The 18,986-nt window shown below is 57.4% G+C and carries 19 protein-coding genes; 12 read left to right on the top strand and 7 right to left on the bottom strand.

The window, feature by feature from the left end; translation table 11 throughout:
* Positions 1 to 10: 10 nt before the first annotated feature.
* Positions 11 to 514, bottom strand: a complete 504-nt coding sequence (locus VXJ35_RS14100) for a putative metalloprotease CJM1_0395 family protein (protein WP_064022047.1) — start codon at positions 512 to 514, stop codon at positions 11 to 13.
* A 55-nt stretch (positions 515 to 569) separates the two neighbouring features.
* Complete coding sequence (gene queG / locus VXJ35_RS14095) at positions 570 to 1,637, bottom strand: tRNA epoxyqueuosine(34) reductase QueG (protein ID WP_064022046.1); 1,068 nt, start codon at positions 1,635 to 1,637, stop codon at positions 570 to 572.
* 156 nt (positions 1,638 to 1,793) lie between these two features.
* Here queG and VXJ35_RS14090 point away from each other — a divergent pair, with 156 nt between their 5' ends.
* The 7 genes from VXJ35_RS14090 to VXJ35_RS14060 all read left to right on the top strand — a co-directional run bounded on the left by VXJ35_RS14090 (position 1,794) and on the right by VXJ35_RS14060 (position 9,956).
* Positions 1,794 to 3,257 carry a bifunctional ADP-dependent NAD(P)H-hydrate dehydratase/NAD(P)H-hydrate epimerase gene (locus VXJ35_RS14090; protein WP_064022045.1) on the top strand — a complete coding sequence of 488 codons (1,464 nt, stop codon included), beginning with the start codon at positions 1,794 to 1,796 and terminating at the stop codon, positions 3,255 to 3,257.
* A complete protein-coding gene (gene tsaE / locus VXJ35_RS14085; protein ID WP_064022044.1) occupies positions 3,254 to 3,724 on the top strand; it encodes a tRNA (adenosine(37)-N6)-threonylcarbamoyltransferase complex ATPase subunit type 1 TsaE in 471 nt (156 codons plus the stop codon). Before VXJ35_RS14090 ends, tsaE begins: the two co-directional genes overlap by 4 nt.
* Before the next feature lie 35 nt (positions 3,725 to 3,759).
* Positions 3,760 to 5,295 (top strand): N-acetylmuramoyl-L-alanine amidase, encoded by a 1,536-nt coding sequence (locus tag VXJ35_RS14080; RefSeq protein WP_064022043.1) that lies wholly within the window; start codon positions 3,760 to 3,762, stop codon positions 5,293 to 5,295.
* A gap of 98 nt (positions 5,296 to 5,393) precedes the next feature.
* A complete protein-coding gene (mutL, locus tag VXJ35_RS14075; protein WP_064022042.1) occupies positions 5,394 to 7,289 on the top strand; it encodes a DNA mismatch repair endonuclease MutL in 1,896 nt (631 codons plus the stop codon).
* On the top strand, positions 7,290 to 8,228 hold the full coding sequence (gene miaA / locus VXJ35_RS14070) for a tRNA (adenosine(37)-N6)-dimethylallyltransferase MiaA (protein ID WP_064022041.1): 939 nt from the start codon (positions 7,290 to 7,292) through the stop codon (positions 8,226 to 8,228).
* Entirely contained in the window at positions 8,221 to 8,820 is a 600-nt protein-coding gene (locus VXJ35_RS14065) for a 5-formyltetrahydrofolate cyclo-ligase (protein ID WP_064022040.1), read from the top strand. The genes miaA and VXJ35_RS14065 overlap by 8 nt, the downstream gene beginning before the upstream one ends.
* A complete protein-coding gene (locus tag VXJ35_RS14060) occupies positions 8,814 to 9,956 on the top strand; it encodes a carboxynorspermidine decarboxylase (RefSeq protein WP_064022039.1) in 1,143 nt (380 codons plus the stop codon). Before VXJ35_RS14065 ends, VXJ35_RS14060 begins: the two co-directional genes overlap by 7 nt.
* Before the next feature lie 10 nt (positions 9,957 to 9,966).
* Here VXJ35_RS14060 and VXJ35_RS14055 read toward each other — a convergent pair whose 3' ends face one another.
* From VXJ35_RS14055 to VXJ35_RS14035, 5 genes are read right to left on the bottom strand one after another with little or no spacing between them, the layout of a single operon-like run.
* Positions 9,967 to 10,359 (bottom strand): hypothetical protein, encoded by a 393-nt coding sequence (locus VXJ35_RS14055; RefSeq protein ID WP_064022038.1) that lies wholly within the window; start codon positions 10,357 to 10,359, stop codon positions 9,967 to 9,969.
* Positions 10,360 to 10,370: 11 nt separating this feature from the next.
* The gene (locus VXJ35_RS14050; protein WP_231914752.1) at positions 10,371 to 11,300 is read right to left on the bottom strand and encodes a methyltransferase domain-containing protein; all 930 of its coding nucleotides are present in this window, start codon (positions 11,298 to 11,300) and stop codon (positions 10,371 to 10,373) included.
* Between the two features lie 41 nt (positions 11,301 to 11,341).
* Positions 11,342 to 11,749: a hypothetical protein gene (locus VXJ35_RS14045; RefSeq protein WP_064022037.1), complete on the bottom strand. Its 408-nt coding sequence runs from the start codon at positions 11,747 to 11,749 to the stop codon at positions 11,342 to 11,344.
* A complete protein-coding gene (locus VXJ35_RS14040; protein WP_054758642.1) occupies positions 11,746 to 12,498 on the bottom strand; it encodes a ThiF family adenylyltransferase in 753 nt (250 codons plus the stop codon). Before VXJ35_RS14040 ends, VXJ35_RS14045 begins: the two co-directional genes overlap by 4 nt.
* Positions 12,491 to 13,180 (bottom strand): TatD family hydrolase, encoded by a 690-nt coding sequence (locus VXJ35_RS14035; protein ID WP_064022036.1) that lies wholly within the window; start codon positions 13,178 to 13,180, stop codon positions 12,491 to 12,493. The genes VXJ35_RS14040 and VXJ35_RS14035 overlap by 8 nt, the downstream gene beginning before the upstream one ends.
* 150 nt (positions 13,181 to 13,330) lie before the next feature.
* Between VXJ35_RS14035 and ettA the strand changes: the two genes are divergently transcribed.
* The 5 genes from ettA to hflC all read left to right on the top strand — a co-directional run bounded on the left by ettA (position 13,331) and on the right by hflC (position 18,928).
* Positions 13,331 to 14,995, top strand: a complete 1,665-nt coding sequence (ettA, locus tag VXJ35_RS14030; protein ID WP_054758644.1) for an energy-dependent translational throttle protein EttA — start codon at positions 13,331 to 13,333, stop codon at positions 14,993 to 14,995.
* 196 nt (positions 14,996 to 15,191) lie between these two features.
* The gene (hfq, locus tag VXJ35_RS14025) at positions 15,192 to 15,434 is read left to right on the top strand and encodes an RNA chaperone Hfq (protein WP_054758645.1); all 243 of its coding nucleotides are present in this window, start codon (positions 15,192 to 15,194) and stop codon (positions 15,432 to 15,434) included.
* Positions 15,435 to 15,445: 11 nt separating this feature from the next.
* Positions 15,446 to 16,711 carry a ribosome rescue GTPase HflX gene (hflX, locus tag VXJ35_RS14020; RefSeq protein ID WP_064022035.1) on the top strand — a complete coding sequence of 422 codons (1,266 nt, stop codon included), beginning with the start codon at positions 15,446 to 15,448 and terminating at the stop codon, positions 16,709 to 16,711.
* Between the two features lie 167 nt (positions 16,712 to 16,878).
* Positions 16,879 to 18,072, top strand: a complete 1,194-nt coding sequence (hflK, locus tag VXJ35_RS14015) for an FtsH protease activity modulator HflK (RefSeq protein WP_064022034.1) — start codon at positions 16,879 to 16,881, stop codon at positions 18,070 to 18,072.
* Between the two features lies 1 nt (position 18,073).
* Entirely contained in the window at positions 18,074 to 18,928 is an 855-nt protein-coding gene (gene hflC / locus VXJ35_RS14010; protein WP_064022033.1) for a protease modulator HflC, read from the top strand.
* Positions 18,929 to 18,986: the final 58 nt, after the last annotated feature.

Raw genomic sequence — 18,986 nt, 5'->3', positions numbered from 1 at the left:
CAGTGCGGCATCAGGCATTCAAGTCTAGCGTAGCGCCTGGGTTCTCTGCGCGTTGCAGGTTCAGTAATTCGCTACGGGCTTTGTTGGCCATCGCCGCGGCTCTGGCTGCGACGCTCTGGTCTTGCGCCGACGGATTGGCCGGCGCCAGCGCGGCGCGGCGGATAGTGTCGGCTTTTAGCAGCGTGGCTTGCGGATCGCCGGCCACTTCGGACACGTCGATACCGACATCGCCGCCGCTGGCGTAGCGTTGGCCGTCCGGGCCGGCCACATAATCGTAACGGGCGCCGCTGACGGCCAGATTGCCGGCGGCGCTCAGATGCGCCTGCTCGTGAGCTCGAACTTCGCGGTCGCGGGCTTTCAACTTCTCGAGCAATTGGCGTTGTTCTTGGCTTAATTCGCCGCTGGCAGTTCCGTTGCCGGACGACTGTGGTGGTGTTTTCGGCGCGGCCGGCCTTGACAGGCTTTGCGAGCCGTGCAGGTTGAATGGATTATTCGACGCGGCGGTTATCAACATGCTCGTCACCGAAAACTTTAACTGGTTCGCAAATATACGCTTTACGCGTTAAAACTCAAGCGCCAGTCAAGCGGCGCAGCGCCCAATGGATGTGCTCCGCGACCAAATCGGAAGCCTGGTGCAGACGCCGGTTTAGCGCCGCTACCACCTCCGGATCAGGCCGGCCGTTACCCAGCGCGGTGGCGATGTTGCGCAGCCAGCGCTGATGGTCGATGCGGCGAATTGCCGAGCCCTCGGTTTTCTGCAGAAATTCTGCCTCGTCCCAGGCGAACAATTCCAGCAAGGTGGCGTTATCCAAACGTTGGCGCGGCCGAAAGTCGGCTTCCGCGCTGAGTTTGGCAAATCGGTTCCACGGGCAGGCCAATTGGCAGTCGTCGCAGCCGTAAATCCGGTTGCCGAGCAAAGGCCGTAAATCTTCCGGAATCGGGCCGTGCAATTCGATGGTCAAATAGGATACGCAGCGGCGGGCATCGACCTGGTAAGGGCCGACGATGGCCTGGGTCGGACAGATATCGATGCAGGCCCGGCATAGTCCGCAATGGTTGTTTGCCGCTTGGTCTGCCGGCAGTTCCAGGTCGGTATAGATTTCGCCCAAGAAAAACCAGGAACCGGCCCGGCGGTTGATCAGATTGCTGTGTTTGCCGATCCAGCCCAGCCCGGCCTTCTCGGCGATGGCTTTTTCCAATACCGGAGCGCTATCGACGAAAGCGCGGTAGCCGAACGGGCCGATGGCTGCCGCGATGTTGTCGGCCAGTTTTTGCAGCCGGTTACGCAGCAGTTTGTGGTAATCCCGGCCCAACGCGTAGCGCGAGACGAAGGCGGCGGCCGGATCGGCCAATAAGGCCTGGCTGCGGGCCGAGGGCTCCGGCAAGTAGTCCATCCGGGCCGAGATAATGCTGCGGGTGCCTTCCTGCAACAGCGCCGGGCGGCTGCGTTTCAAGCCGTGCGCGGCCATGTAATGCATTTCGCCGTGGAAATCCTGATCCAGCCAGTTTTGCAGATGGGATTCGGCCTGGTGCAGGTCGGTGTCGCTGATGCCGATTTGCTGAAAGCCCAGCTCCAGGCCCCATTGTTTGATGCGGCAAGCTAACTGTTCGGAATCGAGAGAAACGGTCGATGGCATATTGGTTAATATCGATGCGAGTCCGGTGCCGGCGCTATGTTGCGGTGCCGGCCCGAGCCTGAATGCAAAAAGCCATTTTGGCATAACTTCGCCGATTTCCGCCGGCCAAGGCCGGTTTGGCGATAAAATGGCGGGCTATCGCCTTCGGAATCGATTATGCAGCTTTCAACCGCCGCTCTTTACTCAACCGCGCAAATTCGTGCAGCCGAACGCCAAGCCATCGACCGGCTCGGCATACCGGGGCGGGAGTTGATGCGGCGGGCCGGCGCGGCGTTATTTCGGCATATCCGGCAGCGTTGGCCCGAAGCGGGAGAATTGACGGTATTTTGCGGCGCCGGCAATAACGGCGGCGACGGTTACGAAGTTGCCCGCCTGGCAATCGAGGCAGGTTGCCGGGTGAACGTATACGGATTGGCCGACCCCGAGCGCTTGCCGGAGGATGCGCTCAGCGCTTACCGGGACTTTGTGCAGGCCGGCGGTTGCGTTTCCGGGTTCGAACCGGGCCGCTCGACGATACCAGGTATCGTCGTCGACGCCTTGTTCGGAATCGGCTTAAGTAGGCCGGTCGCGGCGGCTTACTTGCCGGCGATAGCAGCGATCAACGCCGCGGCCGGTCCGGTGGTGGCGGTGGACGTACCGTCCGGCTTGCAAGCCGACACCGGCTGCATAATGGGCGAAGCGGTCGCGGCCGAGCTGACCGTGACCTTCATCGGCCTCAAGCAAGGTTTGTTCACCGGCGCGGCGGCCGATTGCCGCGGCGAAGTGGTTTGCGACAATCTCCAGATTGGCGAAGTGTTGGAAAAACTCGAGCCTGCCTGCCGTTTGTTGACAGGCGTAGGCGTGCCCAAGCGCCCACGCAGCGCGCACAAAGGCCAGTTCGGCCACGTGTTATTGATCGGCGGCAACCAGGGCTATAGCGGCGCGATTCGCTTGGCCGCAGAAGCGGCATTGCGCGCCGGCGCCGGTTTGGTCAGCGTTGCCACCCGAGTCGCGCACAGCGGCTTGGTCAATATCGCCCGGCCGGAACTGATGTGTCGGGCGGCGGAACAGGCCGACGATCTGGATGAGTTGCTGGAAAAAGCCACGGTTGTCGTGATCGGTCCGGGCTTGGGTCGTGACGCCTGGGCCCAGGCCATGTTCGACCGTGCCTTGGCTGCCGGCAAGCCCAGCGTGGTCGACGCCGACGGCTTGAATCTACTGGCGTTGCGAAATTGCAGGCGCGACGATTGGGTGCTGACGCCGCATCCCGGCGAGGCGGCACGGTTATTGAATTGCGATACCCGGCAAGTCGGAACGGACCGGTTTGCCGCCGTTTCGGCGCTGCAGCAGCGTTATGGCGGCGTTGCGTTGTTAAAAGGTGCCGGAACTTTGATCGGCGATGGCTCTGGGTGTTATGTCGTTGCTGCCGGGAATCCGGGCATGGCCAGCGGCGGTATGGGCGATGTATTGGCGGGCTTGATCGGGGGCTTGATCGCCCAAGGTTTTCCGTTAGATAAAGCCGCACTGGCCGGCGCGCAAGTCCATGCCGCCGCGGCCGATAGTCTGGCCGCCGAATTCGGCGAACGCGGCTTGCTGGCCGGCGATTTACCGCCACGTATCAGGGAGTTATTAAATAGATGAACCTCGATTTGGAAAACAGCGAAGCCACTGAAGCTCTGGGCGCAGCGCTCTGGCAGGCCCTGCCTGAAAAATGCCTGGTGTATTTACGCGGCGAATTGGGGGCCGGCAAAACCACGCTGATGCGCGGTTTGCTGCGTGCGGCCGGCCATCGCGGTGCGGTAAAAAGCCCAACCTATACCTTGGTCGAGGAATACGCCGTCGCCGAGCGCCGCATTTTTCATTTCGACTTGTACCGCTTGAAAGACCCGGAAGAGTTGGAATGGATAGGCATCGACGATTATCTGAATGCCCAAGCCTTGGTTTGTATCGAGTGGCCGGAAATGGGGCTGGGGGTATTGCCGGCCGCGGATATCGAGGTCGGCTTGACGTATTCGCAACAGCAACGTGTCGCAAAAATCAATGTGTTAGCGGAAAGCTACGTCGGAAAAATAAAACTAAACTGGAAAAACAAAGACCTACTGCTATAATCTCAACAATCTTGTCACTAGCGGTCGCGTCGGTTATGCAGCGAATTTATCGAATTTTCTGGATTTGGGGCTTATTGTTTCCCGCTTTTACGGCGGCGGCCCCAGCCGAATTAGGCGCGGTCAACTATGCCTCGGCGGACCGTTTGGTATTCAACTTGTCCGGCCCGGTACGCCACCACGCTTTCGTTTTGAAAAGCCCGAGCCGTTTGGTGGTCGATTTCGCCGGCGCAAAAATGGCGCAAGCCATCAACCAGCCGCCGGCCGAGCATCCGTTATTTGCCGGCGCTCGCAGCGCAATGCGCGCTGGCGGCGATTTGCGGGTGGTTGTCGAATTGAAAGCCGATGCGGATGCCAAAGTCGCGGCGCAAGGCAATGCGCTGCAGATCGAGTTGGCGGCGAAGCCGCTGCCGGCTGCCGGCGAGCCTGTGGCTGCCGCCCCTGGTAAAACCGTTGCGGTAGCCGCGGCACCGGCGCAACCGGCGCCGGAAAAGTCGCCGAAACGATCCGAAGCGGCAATCAAACCGGTGGCATTGAAAACGGCTAATAGAGCAAAAGGCCGCAACATTGTCGTCGCGATCGATGCCGGCCACGGCGGCAAAGACGTCGGCGCGCAAGGCCCGAACGGCACCCAGGAAAAAGACGTGGTGTTCGCGATCGCCAAAAATCTGGAAAATCTGGTCAACGCTCAGCCCGGCATGAAGGCGGTGATGATCCGGAACGGCGATTATTTCGTCAAATTGAACGAACGCCGTCAGATTGCCCGCTCGGCCAAAGCCGATTTGTTCGTGTCCATCCATGCCGATGCCTTTAGCGACAGCCAGGCTCACGGCGCTTCGGTCTATACCTTGGCGACCAAAGGCGCTTCCAGTGCCGGTGCCGGTTGGTTGGCCGCCAGCGAGAACGCGGTCGACGGTTCTGGCGGCGGCGAAGACCGCGATGAAACCTTGGCTTCGGTGTTGATGGATTTGTCCAGCAAGGCCGCCAAAGAGGCCAGCCAGAATGTCGGCAATAAAGTCTTGAGAAGCGTCAAGGGCGTCGGCCATTTGCACCGCAGCGCCGTGCAGAAAGCCGGATTCGTCGTGTTGAAATCGCAAGAAATTCCGTCGATTCTGGTCGAAACGGCGTTTATCTCGAATCCGGAAGAAGAGCGGCGCCTGACTAGCAGGGCCTATCAATATAAAATGGCGGCGGCGGTGTTCAACGGTATCGTCGGCCACTTCAAACAATACGCGCCGGCCGATACGCTGATGGCGCAATTGAACCGTTCCGCCAAAGCGCCGCGTATGATCGCGCTCAATAAGGTACCGGACGAGCGGCCGCTTCCGGCGGCGGCCAAGCCGAGAAGCGAACCGAAAGCCTTGTTGGCTGACAACGACGCGGTGCCGGCCGAGGCAAATTCTCCGGTGGCCAGCGCCAGTGCCGCTACTCAGCATGTGATCAACCGCGGCGAGACCTTGTCCGGCATCGCCCAGCAGTATGGCGTTTCGATGCGGGCATTGCGTCTGGCCAATTCGATGAACGACGGTAACGTCCGCGTCGGCCAGGTGTTGCAAATTCCGCACGATAGCTGACGCTCGGTTGCCTATTTTCCGATCCGCTACGGGGCGAATCATTTCGCCCCGTTTCATTTCGATCCGCTAAAATACGCGCTTTTTTGCGGGCGCCACCGATGCGGATTCACGCTTTACCCACCCAATTGGTCAATCAAATCGCCGCCGGCGAGGTGGTCGAGCGGCCGGCGTCGGTGGTCAAGGAATTGGTGGAAAACTGCTTCGACGCCGGCGCCAGCCAAATTCAAATCGACGTCGAACAGGGCGGCATTCGCCAAATCAAGATTCGCGACAACGGTTGCGGCATCGTCAAGGACGATCTGGCGTTGGCTCTGTCGCGGCATGCCACCAGCAAGATCGCCTCGCTCGACGATTTGGAGCATGTCGCCAGCATGGGTTTTCGCGGCGAGGCCTTGCCCAGCATCAGTTCGGTGGCGCGCTTAACTTTGATTTCCCGTACGTCCGACGCCGACTGCGCTTGGCAAGTCAGCGCCGACGGCACCGAAAAAAATTTCGATCCGCAACCCGACCCGCATCCGCCCGGCACCACCGTCGATGTGCGCGACCTGTTTTACAACACGCCGGCCCGGCGCAAGTTTTTAAAAGCCGAAAAAACCGAATTCGGCCATATCGAGAGCCTGATTCAGAAACTGGCCTTGGCCCGCTTCGATGTTGGTTTTGCGTTAAGTCACAACCAGCGCGAAGTGCTGAATCTGAAACCGGCCGACACTCAAGTTGCTCAAGAAAAACGCATCGCCGCGATTTGCGGTGCGGCCTTTGTCGCCAACAGCGTCAAGATCGATTTTGCCGCCTCCGGCCTGCGTCTGTATGGTTGGGTCGGCTTGCCGACCTTTTCCCGCAGCCAGCAGGACATGCAGTTTTTTTACGTCAACGGCCGCCTGATCAAGGACCGTCTGGTGGCGCATGCCGTGAAGCAGGCCTATCAAGATGTGCTGTACCACGGCCGGCATCCGGTGTTTGTGCTGTACCTGGAACTCGATCCGGCTTTGGTCGATGTCAACGCCCATCCGACCAAATTGGAAGTGCGGTTTCGGGAAGGGCGGATGGTGCACGATTTTCTGTTTCAGGCCTTGCACCGTAGTCTAGCCGAGCAACGACCCGGTGCCCAGCCGTTGCCGCAGCGGATCGACACAGTTCTGGAGCTTGCGGAGCTGCCGCCATCGACCGCACCGCATAGAGCGCCGCTAAACCACCAAACGTCGTTACCGTTGACATTGCCGGAGCGAGAATCGGAGGAAAGCACTGCGCCGCGAACCGCTACGCCGGCGCAAGCTTTCGGCGCCTATCGTTATCCGCCCGAACGCGCGGTGATGCCGGATGTGTCCGAGCAAATCAAAGCCTACGGCAAGCTCTATCCGCAAGCTGGAGGCGATGGCGTGGTCCCGGCAAAGCCGGCTGTCGACGCGGCGATGCCGCCCTTGGGTTTTGCCCTGGCCCACATCCACAACATTTACATCCTGGCCGAAACCGCCAACGGCATCATTTTGGTCGATGCCCATGCCGCCCACGAGCGGGTGACTTACGAGCGCCTGAAACAGCATTACCACAACCGGGCCATCGTCTCGCAACCGCTGTTGTTGCCGATCAAATTGCAAGTTACGGCCGCCGAGGCCGATCTGGCGGAGCAGGAGCACGAATTTTTTATGAACCTGGGTTTCGAAATCAACCGTTCCGGCCCGGAAACCGTGGTACTCAGAGCCACGCCGGCCTTGCTGGCCAAAACCGACGTCGACCAATTGGTAAGAGACATTTTGGCCGATTTGGCGACTCACGGCGTCAGTCATAAAGCTCAGGAAAGCATCAATCAAGTTCTGGCGACGATGGCTTGCCACGGTTCGGTACGGGCCAAACGCAAGCTCAGCATCGAAGAGATGAACGCCTTGCTGCGCGATATGGAGCAAACCGAACGTATCGGCCAATGCAATCACGGCCGGCCAACCTGGGTGGCGCTGAGCCATCAGGATTTGGACCGGTTTTTTATGCGCGGCCAATAAATGAGCGAATCGCAAAAACCGGCCGCCATCCTGTTGATGGGGCCGACCGCCTCCGGCAAGACCGCGCTCGGCGTGGCGCTGGCGCAAGCCTTGGATACCGAAATCATCAGCGTCGATTCGGCGCTGGTCTATCGCGGCATGGACATCGGGACCGCCAAACCGACCCTGACCGAGCGCGGCGGCGTGCCGCATCATTTGATCGATATTCTCGACCCCAGCGAAAGTTTTTCCACCGGCCAATTCCGCGATCGCGCTTTGGCGTTGATGGCGGACATCACCGCGCGCGGCAAGCTGCCGTTACTGGTTGGTGGCACGATGCTGTATTTCAGCGCGCTGACCCAGGGCTTGGCGCAACTGCCGGCAGCCGATGCCGAGATTCGGCAGCGGCTGGATGCCGAGTTGCAGACCTTGGGCAAGGAAGTGCTGCATGACCGCTTGGCGCAAGTCGATCCGCAAGCGGCGGCGCGGATACATGTCAACGATCCGCAGCGGGTGCAACGAGCTTTGGAAGTCTATGAAATCAGCGGCCGGCCGTTGTCGTTTTTTTTTGACGCCGATCAACCGGCCGAGCATCCGTACCGGTTTATTAAAATCATCGTCGCACCGGAGCAGCGTAAAACCTTGCACGACAAAATTGCCGAGCGCTTCGATCTGATGTTGAAGCAAGGTTTTGTCGACGAGGTCCGAGCCCTATGGCAACGCGGCGATCTGGACGAAAGCCTGCCGTCGATCCGTTGCGTCGGTTACCGGCAAGCCTGGTCGTATCTGAACGGCGAATACGATCTGGCAACGATGCGCGACAAAGCCATCGTCGCCACCCGGCAACTGGCCAAACGCCAATTTACCTGGTTGCGTAAAGAACAGGATGCCCGGCATTTGCTTAGCGGTGCTGACGATTTACTCAACCAAGCTCTGAGTTATTGCCGCGAGTATGACTAAAGCCGAACAACGCCAAATTGCCTATGCGGCTCGCAACGCCCAAGCCGATAAGGATGCGGTCAGCGCCGAAATCTGCCGGCGTGTTTTGGAACAGTCCTGGTATCAAGCGGCGCGGACTGTGATGTGGTATCTGCATTGCCGTTCGGAAGTGCGGACGCTGTCGACCGTCGCCGCCGAATTGGCCGGTGGTAAGCGCATTGTTGTGCCTTATTGCACGGTCGATGCCGAGGGGCAAAAACAGCTAGGTTTGTGGCAGCTACAAGCCATCGACGAGTTGCAGCCGGGAATGTGGAATATTCTCGAACCGCCTCGCCAGCGCTGGCTGGAGCCGGCAAAACAAGTTAGAACCGAGGAACTGGATGTGGTCATCGTCCCCGGCGTGGCCTTTGACCGGCAAGGCGGGCGCTTGGGTAACGGTGCCGGCTACTACGACAGGTTGTTGCAAAACGTGGGTTCCGGCGCGGTGCTGGCGGCGGTCTGCTACGAAGCGCAGTTGTTGCCGAAGGTTGCGATGGAACAGCACGATGTTTATATGGATCGGGTAATTACCGAGCGGGCGATTTATCCGGGCAAAGGCCGAGCCGGATGTTGAACGCTGCCGAATTGAAACAAGGCATTTCCAGTTCCCCGGCCTTTGTGTTGGATGAACGGCAGGTGTTGGCCAATTTGCAGGCGTTGGCGGCATTGCGCGAGACAACCGGCTGTAAGGTTTTGTATGCGATCAAAGCCTTGCCGTTTGCACGTTTACTGGAATCGATTAAACACCGCGTCGACGGTTTTTCGGTTAGCTCGTTGTTCGAAGCCAAGTTGGCGCAAGAAGTGTTGGCTGGTCTAGGCAGTATCCATTTGACCACGCCGGGGATACGTCCGGACGAATTCGGCGAACTGGCCGAATTATGCAGTCACATCAGTTTCAATTCCTTGCCGCAGTACCAGCGTTTACAGGGGCTGGGCCATGGTTATTCGCCGGGTTTGCGGGTCAATCCTAAGCTGTCGTTTGCGGCGGATCGGCGGTTCGATCCGTGCCGGCCGCATTCCAAGCTCGGGGTTGATATCGAATTGCTGCGAAACGGCCTGCCGGACGGTGTCGCAGGTTTGCAGTTTCATACCGTGTTTTCGTGTCGTGATTTGGCGCCGCTGCAAACTACCGTACTAGCCTTGCGGTCTTTGCTGGAGCGCAACCGGCAACTGCAATGGCTGAATCTGGGCGGCGGCTATCTGTATCAGGATATTGCTGATCTTGAACCGCTGGCCGAATTGATCGGCGGGTTGCGCGCGGAGTTTGCCATCGACGTCTATATGGAGCCGGGTAAGGCCATAGTCGGCAACGCCGGTTATTTGTTGGCGACGGTGCTGGACCGCTTCGTCAGCGACGGTAAGGTGGTGTTGGTGCTGGATACCTCGGTCAACCACCATCCGGAGGTATTCGAATACCAAATCAAGCCGCGTTTGTTGGAGGAAATTGCCGATGGCGGTCAGTCCGCGATTTTGGCCGGTTCGACTTGTCTGGCCGGCGACGTATTCGGCGAATACCGTTTCGACCGCATTCCGGAAGTCGGTGAAAAGCTGGTGTTTGCCGAGGTGGGCGCTTATAGCTTGATCAAGGCCAATCGCTTCAACGGTTACAATTTGCCGGACGTATACACCGTGGATCAAACGGGGCTGGTATTGCAGAAACGTTACGATTATGTCGATTACCGCCAGCAGTGGGGAACCGGTTCCGTATAACGTTCGGCGCTTAGCGCTGGCCGTGTGGCGGGGCTGGCGTTGGGTCTATATCGGATAACAGCCCTTCCATTTTTTGTACGCTGGCGTCGCAACCTTCGATGCTGGATTGCACCTTAGCCTTGAATCTTAAGCCCATGCTCTCGCCGTCGGCCTCGCGTTCCGCATATTCGTTCAGCAGATGGCAGGCGTCGTGCATTGCCTGTTCGGTATCTTCGAAATTATCGGTCTCCGGTAGCAAGTCGGAGTCGCTGAGCATCATCAACCGGCTGATGATGGCGTTTTGATGGCGGAATACCGATTCGGCGTAATCTGCGAAACTGTCCATCCCGCTGTTGGCCGGCGCACTGGCGCAGCCGGCCAACGTCGCCAGCAACGGCACCCATTTCAAACGCGGTAACAACATGAACGGCTCTTTTAGTTTTTGTGCGCGGTAAAAATGCAATATTCGGTCAGTTTTTCCGTGAACAGGCGATATTGCGCCAGGCCGACCAAATAATTGGCGGTTTGGGCTTTGGAACGTAGCCCCAGCCATTGGCTGATAGTTTGGACCGGTTTCAGGCGTTTGGCTACCTTGTACATATGCTCGACGGAAGCTCGGGTTTGCGCGGTAATGTCGTGGCAGACGATATCGGAAAAGCCTTGCTGTTGCAGCAGGCCGTTGAATTCGTCGCGACTGCACAAGTTGGGTACGGCCCAGCCGTTCAGGCAGGTTACCACCGCTTGCCATTGCTCGGCGCTGAACTGGCGCTGCAACACAAAGCCGTCGCAAACCACGATGCGGCCGCCCGGTTTCAATAGCCGCCAGGCTTCCTTTAAAAAATCGCCCTTATTTAGCGCATGGCAGGAACTCTCCAAAGCCCAAACCGCATCGAACGATGCATCGGCAAACGGCGTCGCGCAAAAATCCGCCACTTGAAAGTCCACTAATTCCGACACGCCATGGCGCTTGGCGTGGTTGCGGGCGTAAGCGGCCTGTTTGGCGCTGATCGTAATGCCGGTGACACGATTGCCGTGTTGCTTGGCCATCCAGATGGTACTGCCGCCGATGCCGCAGCCGGCATCCAAAACCTGATCGCCGGGCTGGATGCCGGCTTTTTGATACAGCACCTGGTTTTTATTGAGCAGGGCCTGATGCTGGTCGTAAGGGAGGGCTGCGTCCCAATAGCCGTAATGCAAAGCCAGGTTGTCGCGGTTGCACCAGGCGAACAGATAATCGTTATAACAATCGTCGTAGTGCTTGGCGGCGTCGGCTTGCAGTTCGGCGGTGGACAGCTCGGCGCCGTGGCGTAGGCTCTGGTCGCGGTAATCCTGGTTTGGTTCTAGCGTGTAAATCGTGGCTGGCATCAATGGTTGGGTGGGCTGAAAAGCAACACGGTGGCGCGGCCTCAGCCGCAAGGCTTGCCATTATAATTCAGATCGCCGATGCGCTTCATCGCCGGCGAATGGGGCGGCAACTGCGGATCGGCGATTTTCAATCGGCTGAACACTTGTCGAATCGGCAAGTCTTTGATCCGATTCAGCTCAATGCCGAAGCGGATGCGAAACAGGCTGTGTTGTTTGCCGGACGGCAATGTCGCTAACAGTTCGGACAGGCGCCGGTCTATCAAACGCCGGGCCAACAGCAATTCCGGGCTGAGTTTGGTATCGCCGGCACTGGTTTCCGCAATCGCCGGTGTTACGGCAGGTGCAGGCGTAGCGGCGCCTAGCGCTTTTTCGCGCATTTTCCGCAGCCGGCTGCTTTGGGCAAAGCCGACCGTCAAGCCGCCGCCCCCGCTTGGTTTGTTGCTATTCATACTTGGTGTTTGTGGCTGTGGGCCGGATCGTGGATCAGATTGCGGATGACGACGGAAGCGCAGACGCCGCCGAACGCCGCCGGTAAATACGAGATCGTGCCGTAGGCCGATTTTTTGTAATTGCTGCCGTCGGTGAACATCAACGAATCTTTATTGACCACTTCCGGCGAGAACACCACTTTCACGCCACGGCTGATGCCGTGTTTGCGCAAGCGGATGCGAATGAACTGGGCGAACGGGCAGTTGTAGGTTTTGGAAATATCCACCACCTTGAGATGGGTCGGATCCATCTTCCCGCCGGCGCCCATCGAACTGACGATTTTCAATTTTCGGGTCTTGGCGGCGCGGATCAAGTGGATCTTCGGCGTCAGGCTGTCGATGGCATCGACGACGTAGTCGTAATGAGTCTCGTCGAGCAATGCGGCGGCGGTGTCCGGGGTGATGAATTCGTGCTTGATGGTGAGCTGCAAATCCGGATTGATCTCCAGCAAGCGTGCGCCCATCACGTCGGCCTTGGCTTGGCCGATGGTGGTGGCCAAGGCCGGCAACTGCCGGTTGCGGTTGCTGGTTTCGACCACGTCGCCGTCGACGATGGTCATCTTGCCGACTCCGGCGCGGCAGATGAATTCGGCGGCAAACGAACCGACGCCGCCCATGCCGACTACCAACACGTGGGATTGCTGGAGTTTGTCCAGCTTGGGGCTGCCGATCAGCAATTCGGTACGGGACAGCCAGCTTAAATCAGTCATGCAGGAATACTCTTTGAAAATTGGCAACGATACGGCGCTGCAGGGTTTGGATGTCCAAACCGAGGATTTTAGCCGCTTCACTATAGATTTCACTAATCGAAAGCTGCGTGGCGGCGTCGGTTTCCAGGAATAAACGCTCCGGCGGCGTGTGCAATAGCGCCAGTCGCGACGGATGTTCCGGTTTTAACAAGAATTTGCCGAACGAAAGGTAACAACCGTGATTCAGCAGTTGTTCGGCCAGTGCGGGTTTGCCGCTAAAACCGTGGACGATCCAGGCTTGAGTCGGTTTGGCCGATTTTTTTACCGCGATCAGCTCGTTGTGGGCGCGCACGCAATGAACGATCAACGGTTTGCCGAGCTGCTCGGCCAATTCGATCTGGCCCCGGAACACTGCCGTCTGCCGCTGCAGAGGCGTAGCTATGCATTTATCCAGGCCGGATTCGCCGACGGCAAGCACACGCGGGCCGGTACAAAGGCTGCGCTGGACGAGCCAGTCGTGTTCCGGGTCTTGCAGGCCGATATGCCAAGGGTGGGCGCCGATGCTGGCATAGCGGTGGTTGCCGGCGCGGAGTAGTGCCGGCAGTTCGGCAATTTCCGACATGTCCAGGCTGCGGATTAGCCAATCCGCGTCCCGCGGACTGCCGTGGCAATGAATGTCGATGAATGGCGCGGATACGGGCATGGAGAAGCTAATCTACCGATGCGAAGCGACATCGCTATCGGCAACGGCGGTTTCGGTTGCGGGGCGGCAAGCTGGCTGAGTTGAAATGGCCGGCTTGAATTTCCATGTGGCAAGGTATAATAGCCGTTTATTTTTTGCAACAGAGCAACAATGGCGCAATATATTTTCTCCATGAACCGGGTCGGCAAGGTGGTGCCGCCTAAAAAATACATCCTGAAGGACATCTCGCTGTCGTTTTTTCCCGGCGCGAAGATCGGTGTGTTGGGTCTGAACGGCTCGGGTAAATCGACGCTGCTACGGATCATGGCCGGCGTGGATAAGGAAATCGAAGGCGAGGCGATTCCGCTGAAAGGCATCAACATCGGCTATTTGCCGCAGGAGCCGCAGTTGGATCCGAGCAAAAACGTGCGCGGCATCATCGAAGAATCGGTGCAGCACATCAAGGATGCCTTGGCGAAACTGGATGCGGTTTATGCAGCTTATGCCGAACCGGATGCCGATTTCGACAAGCTGGCTGCCGAGCAAGCCAAACTGGAGGACATTATCAACGCCTGCGACGGCCATAATCTGGACCGGCAATTGGAAATTGCCGCAGACGCGCTGCGCTTGCCGGATTGGGATGCCGATGTGAACAAGCTCTCCGGCGGCGAGAAGCGGCGGGTGGCGTTGTGCCGCTTATTGCTGTCCAAACCCGATATGCTGTTGCTGGACGAGCCGACCAACCACTTGGACGCCGAATCGGTCGCCTGGTTGGAGCGCTTCCTGCACGATTATACCGGCACCGTCGTTGCCGTGACTCACGACCGCTACTTTCTGGATAACGTCGCCGGCTGGATTCTGGAGTTGGACCGCGGCATGGGGATTCCGTGGGAAGGCAATTATTCGTCCTGGCTGGAGCAGAAGGAAAAACGGCTGGAGTTGGAGGAAAAGCAGGAGACTTCCCGCCAGAAAGCCATGAAGGCCGAGTTGGAGTGGGTGCGGCAGAATCCGAAAGGCCGCCACGCCAAAAGCAAGGCGCGTCTGGCCCGTTTCGAGGAGTTGTCGTCGGTCGAAGTGCAACAGCGCAACGAGACCCAGGAAATTTATATTCCGCCCGGACCGCGCTTGGGCGACGTCGTCATCGAAGCCGACAACATTAGTAAGGGCTTCGGCGACCGCTTGTTGATCAACAATTTAAGTTTCAAACTGCCGCCGGGCGGCATCGTCGGCATTATCGGTCCGAACGGCGCCGGTAAAACCACTTTGTTCAAAATGATGGCCGGCATGGAGCAGCCGGATTCCGGTTCGTTCAATTTCGGCCAAACCGTGCAGTTGTCCTACGTCGAACAGTTCCGCGACGATATGGATAACAATAAAACGGTTTGGGAAGAGATTTCGGACGGCTTGGACATGATCACGGTTGGCAAGTACGAAACGCCGTCGCGTGCCTATTGCGGCCGGTTCAATTTCAAAGGCTCGGATCAGCAAAAGCGTATCGGGGAATTGTCTGGCGGCGAGCGTAACCGGGTGCACTTGGCCAAGTTGCTGAAAAGCGGCGGCAACGTGTTGCTGCTCGACGAGCCGACCAACGATTTGGACGTAGAAACCTTGCGGGCGCTGGAAGAGGCGCTGCTGGGCTTCCCCGGTTGTGCCGTAGTGATCTCGCACGACCGTTGGTTCCTGGATCGGATCGCCACCCATATGCTGGCGTTCGAAGGCGACAGCGAGGTGGTCTGGTTCGAAGGCAACTACGCCGATTACGAAGCCGATCGCCATCGCCGGTTGGGAACCGACGCCGATAATCCGCGCCGTATCAAATACAAAAAAATCGGCTAAGCCGGGGTTAAGGGTTCGCCGCCGACAATGGCGGCGGACCCGGCGGCTAATAAAGTTGGCTTTGAACTTGAAATAGCGCGGCTTTGTCCCAAACTTGAATTTAGTTTTTTATGAGGCCGCGGCTGTCCTGTTGAAATCGGCAGATGTAGCGGTTAATGTATTAATAGCGCACCGAACAATAATAAGGAGAAATAGGATGTCGAAAGCACAAAACTTGCAGGACAATTTTTTGAACGCCCTGAGAAAAGAACATACCCCGGTGTCGATTTTCTTGGTGAACGGTATCAAGCTGCAAGGTCGCGTCGATTCTTTCGATCAGTACGTTGTGATGCTGAAAAATACCGTCAACCAAATGGTTTACAAACACGCCATTTCCACCATCGTTCCCGGCAAAAACGTCAATATGCACCGTGATGCCGAGCCCAGCGACGAGAGCTAAGAGGCCTTTTTTTGTTTGAACGTCCCGATGCGGGCGAACGGGCGATACTCGTTCACCTGAATTTGCAAGTCGGACAAGAAGATCTCGACGAGCTGAAAGAACTCACCAAATCCGCCGGTGCCCAGCCGATTCATGTGGTCACCGGCAGTCGCCACCGCCCGGACCCCAAGTATTTCGTCGGCATCGGCAAGCTCGACGAAATCAAGGCTGCCGTGGTCGAACACCAAGCCGACATCATCATCGTCAACCATCCGTTGTCGCCCAGTCAGGAACGCAATCTGGAAAGGGCATTGGAGGTGAGGGTGGTTGACCGTAACGGTTTGATTCTGGATATATTTGCTCAGCGCGCGCAGACCTTCGAAGGTAAGTTGCAAGTCGAATTGGCGCAGTTGAAGCATCTTTCTACTCGATTGATTCGCGGTTGGACCCACTTGGAGCGGCAAAAAGGCGGTATCGGCTTGCGCGGCCCCGGCGAGACCCAGTTGGAAACCGACCGGCGTTTGTTGGCGGTAAGGATCAAACAAATCCAACAGCGCTTGGAAAAAGTCGAAAAACAACGCCATCAAAGCCGCAGCAAACGGAAAAAGGCGGAAATTCCGACTGTTTCGCTGGTCGGCTATACCAATGCCGGGAAATCGACTTTGTTCAACACGTTGACCGGGGCCGGGATTTACGCCGCCGACCAGTTATTCGCGACCTTGGATCCGACTTTGCGCCAGTTGCCGCTGCCTGATGGCGGCGAAATTATCTTGGCCGATACGGTCGGTTTCATCCGGCATTTGCCGCACGAACTGGTCGCGGCTTTCCGTTCTACGTTGCAGGAAGCGGCCGAGGCCGATCTGTTGCTGCACGTGATCGATTCGGCTGCTGAAGATAGAGATGACACCATCATCCAGGTCAACCAGGTGTTGGAGGATATCGGTGCCGGCAAGATAGCGCAGTTGAAAGTATTCAATAAAATCGATTTGCTAGGCGATCTCGAACCCCATATCGATTATGACGCCGAAGGGCGCCCGGTTTGCGTCTGGATCTCGGCGCAAAGCGGGGCGGGGTGCGATTTGTTGCAACAGGCATTAGGCGAATTGTTCGCCAGCAGCAAAGTGATTCGGAAATGTTATCTGCCGGCAGGGCAGGCAGGCCTGAAAGCCAAACTGTTTGCCTTCGTCAGAATAATAAGCGATGTCACCGACGATCACGGCGATTGCGAATTGACGATAGAAATCGATAAAAAGCATTTGGGCCTGCTGAAACATATCCGGGTCGAAGCGGTAGCCTGATCCCGATAGCGTTTTTCTATACCTAGTTATTTTCTCGGTTAATGGTAATTTGAGATAGAATGGCGCGCTTTCGAAAGCGGCGTGCCGTTCTCGAAACATAATTCCGGCTTTGCGCTTGTTGGCCAGCCGAATTTTGAGTTTGCAAATCCAATTTTGGAGCGTTTGGTATGTCTTGGAATGAGCCCGGCGGTGATAAAAAAGACCCCTGGAGTGGTCGCAACGAAAAGGATAATCCTCCCGATCTGGATGAAGTGATCCGGTCCTTGCAGGACAAACTGGGCGGCATTTTCGGCGGCGGCAAGCGTGGCGATAGTTCTAACGGCCCTTCGATGCAAAGCATCGGCTTTTTGGCGGCCGGCGCGCTGGTGCTGTGGGGTTTGAGCGGATTTTATACCGTGGACGAGGGAACCCGCGGTATCGTCACGCGTTTCGGCGCTTACGTGGCGACCACGCAACCCGGTCTGAACTGGCACATCCCGGCGCCGATCGAGCAAGTGCAAGTGATCAACGTCGAACAGCAACGTTTCATCGAGGTCGGCTACCGTTCCGGCGGCGGCCAGGCGATGGGCTCGGTTCCCAAAGAAGCGATGATGTTGACCAAAGACGAAAATATCGTCGACGTGCGTCTGGCTGTGCAGTACCAGGTCAAAGACGCCAAGGATTACGCCTTTAACGTGCTGGATCCGGCTTCGACGTTGAAGCAAGTCACCGAGAGCGTCCAACGCGGCGTGATCGGCCGGAGCGACATGGATTTTGTGCTGACCGAAGGCCGTAGCGAAATCGTTGCCGCAATCAAAACCGAAATCCAGTCGGTGATGGATGCCTATAAAACCGGGATACTGATCACCAGCGTGAATTTGCAGGATGCGCAGCCGCCGGAACAAGTGCAGGGTTCGTTCGAAGACGCCATCAAGGCGCGCGAGGACAAGCAACGCTTGATCAATGAGGCTGAAGCTTATTCCAACGATGTCGTGCCCAAGGCACGCGGTGCCGCTTCGCGGATCGTACAGGAATCCGAAGCGTATAAAGAAAAAGTGATTGCGCAAGCTAACGGCGACGTCAGCCGCTTCTCGCAACTGCTTGCCGAGTATAAGAAGGCTCCAGCGGTCACCAAACAGCGCATGTATATCGAGGCAATGGAACAAGTATTGGGTAAATCGAATAACGTGTTGGTGGACGTTAAATCCGGTGGCAGCATTATGTATTTGCCGCTGGACAAATTGGTGAATAAGGCCGCAGAAGACGCGGTTTCGGCGCCGGTTCCCACGCACGAACCGGTTGTCGCGCCCGCGCCTCAAGCCAAAGAGATCAGAAACGATATACGCGCATCGAGCCGCGAACGCGATGTGAGAGGACGCTAACATGGGAAACAAGATACTAGTAGCCTTCGGCGCTTTGGCGGTTATATTGTCGATGTCGGTGTTTACCGTCGGCGAGACCGAAAGAGTCATCAAGTTCCAATTGGGTGAAATCGTCGGGGCCGACTTTCAGCCCGGCATGCACCTGAAAATTCCGTTCATCAATAATGTAAAAAAATTCGACGCCCGTATCCTGACTATGGATGCGACGCCGGAACGTTTCCTGACTGCGGAAAAGAAAAACGTTATCGTCGATTCTTTCGTCAAATGGCGAATCGGCGACGTGAAAACCTTTTACACCACAGTGGGCGGCGATGTCGGGCAGGCCAATATCCGCCTGGACCAGATCATCAAGGACGCTGCGCGTAGCGAATTCAGTAAACGCGAAATCAGGCAATTGGTTTCGACCGACCGTAGTGCGATCCGCGATTCGTTGATCACCAACGTTTCGCCGCACGCTTCGCGATTGGGTATCAATATTGTCGACGTGCAGGTCAAACGCATCGATTTGCCGAACGAAGTCAGTACCTCGGTATACCAGCGGATGGAAGCCGAGCGGGCGCGGGTGGCACGCGAGTTTCGTTCCCAAGGTTCCGAAGCCGCCGAGCGGATTCGTGCCGATGCCGATAAACAGCGCGAAATCATTTTAGCCAACGCTTACCGCGATTCCGAAGTATTGCGCGGCGAGGGCGATGCCAGGGCTGCGGATATTTTCGCTAAAGCTTACGGCGAAGACAGCGACTTCTTTGCCTTTTACCGCAGTTTGATCGCCTATAAAGAGGCACTCGGCAAATCCGGCAATATTATGGTGTTGGAACCGAATTCCGATTTCTTCAAGTTTTTCAAAAACCAGAAATAAACCATCAATCTAACGCTGCACGACCGGACGCCCCGCTCTGCGGGGCGTTTGCTGTGAT

Source organism: Methylomonas sp. DH-1 (assembly GCF_046097555.1).
Lineage (GTDB): Bacteria > Pseudomonadota > Gammaproteobacteria > Methylococcales > Methylomonadaceae > Methylomonas > Methylomonas koyamae.
The sequence above is the reverse complement of the archived record's forward strand: the minus strand, read 5'-3'. Positions and strand labels throughout refer to the sequence as shown.

Bases quoted from the DNA above. Each gene is read 5' to 3' on its own strand.
- VXJ35_RS14100 (WP_064022047.1), bottom strand. From the start codon at position 514: ATGTTGATAACCGCCGCGTCGAATAATCCATTCAACCTGCACGGCTCG.
- queG (WP_064022046.1), bottom strand. From the start codon at position 1,637: ATGCCATCGACCGTTTCTCTCGATTCCGAACAGTTAGCTTGCCGCATC.
- VXJ35_RS14090 (WP_064022045.1), top strand. From the start codon at position 1,794: ATGCAGCTTTCAACCGCCGCTCTTTACTCAACCGCGCAAATTCGTGCA.
- tsaE (WP_064022044.1), top strand. From the start codon at position 3,254: ATGAACCTCGATTTGGAAAACAGCGAAGCCACTGAAGCTCTGGGCGCA.
- VXJ35_RS14080 (WP_064022043.1), top strand. From the start codon at position 3,760: ATGCAGCGAATTTATCGAATTTTCTGGATTTGGGGCTTATTGTTTCCC.
- mutL (WP_064022042.1), top strand. From the start codon at position 5,394: ATGCGGATTCACGCTTTACCCACCCAATTGGTCAATCAAATCGCCGCC.
- miaA (WP_064022041.1), top strand. From the start codon at position 7,290: ATGAGCGAATCGCAAAAACCGGCCGCCATCCTGTTGATGGGGCCGACC.
- VXJ35_RS14065 (WP_064022040.1), top strand. From the start codon at position 8,221: ATGACTAAAGCCGAACAACGCCAAATTGCCTATGCGGCTCGCAACGCC.
- VXJ35_RS14060 (WP_064022039.1), top strand. From the start codon at position 8,814: ATGTTGAACGCTGCCGAATTGAAACAAGGCATTTCCAGTTCCCCGGCC.
- VXJ35_RS14055 (WP_064022038.1), bottom strand. From the start codon at position 10,359: ATGTTGTTACCGCGTTTGAAATGGGTGCCGTTGCTGGCGACGTTGGCC.
- VXJ35_RS14050 (WP_231914752.1), bottom strand. From the start codon at position 11,300: ATGCCAGCCACGATTTACACGCTAGAACCAAACCAGGATTACCGCGAC.
- VXJ35_RS14045 (WP_064022037.1), bottom strand. From the start codon at position 11,749: ATGAATAGCAACAAACCAAGCGGGGGCGGCGGCTTGACGGTCGGCTTT.
- VXJ35_RS14040 (WP_054758642.1), bottom strand. From the start codon at position 12,498: ATGACTGATTTAAGCTGGCTGTCCCGTACCGAATTGCTGATCGGCAGC.
- VXJ35_RS14035 (WP_064022036.1), bottom strand. From the start codon at position 13,180: ATGCCCGTATCCGCGCCATTCATCGACATTCATTGCCACGGCAGTCCG.
- ettA (WP_054758644.1), top strand. From the start codon at position 13,331: ATGGCGCAATATATTTTCTCCATGAACCGGGTCGGCAAGGTGGTGCCG.
- hfq (WP_054758645.1), top strand. From the start codon at position 15,192: ATGTCGAAAGCACAAAACTTGCAGGACAATTTTTTGAACGCCCTGAGA.
- hflK (WP_064022034.1), top strand. From the start codon at position 16,879: ATGTCTTGGAATGAGCCCGGCGGTGATAAAAAAGACCCCTGGAGTGGT.
- hflC (WP_064022033.1), top strand. From the start codon at position 18,074: ATGGGAAACAAGATACTAGTAGCCTTCGGCGCTTTGGCGGTTATATTG.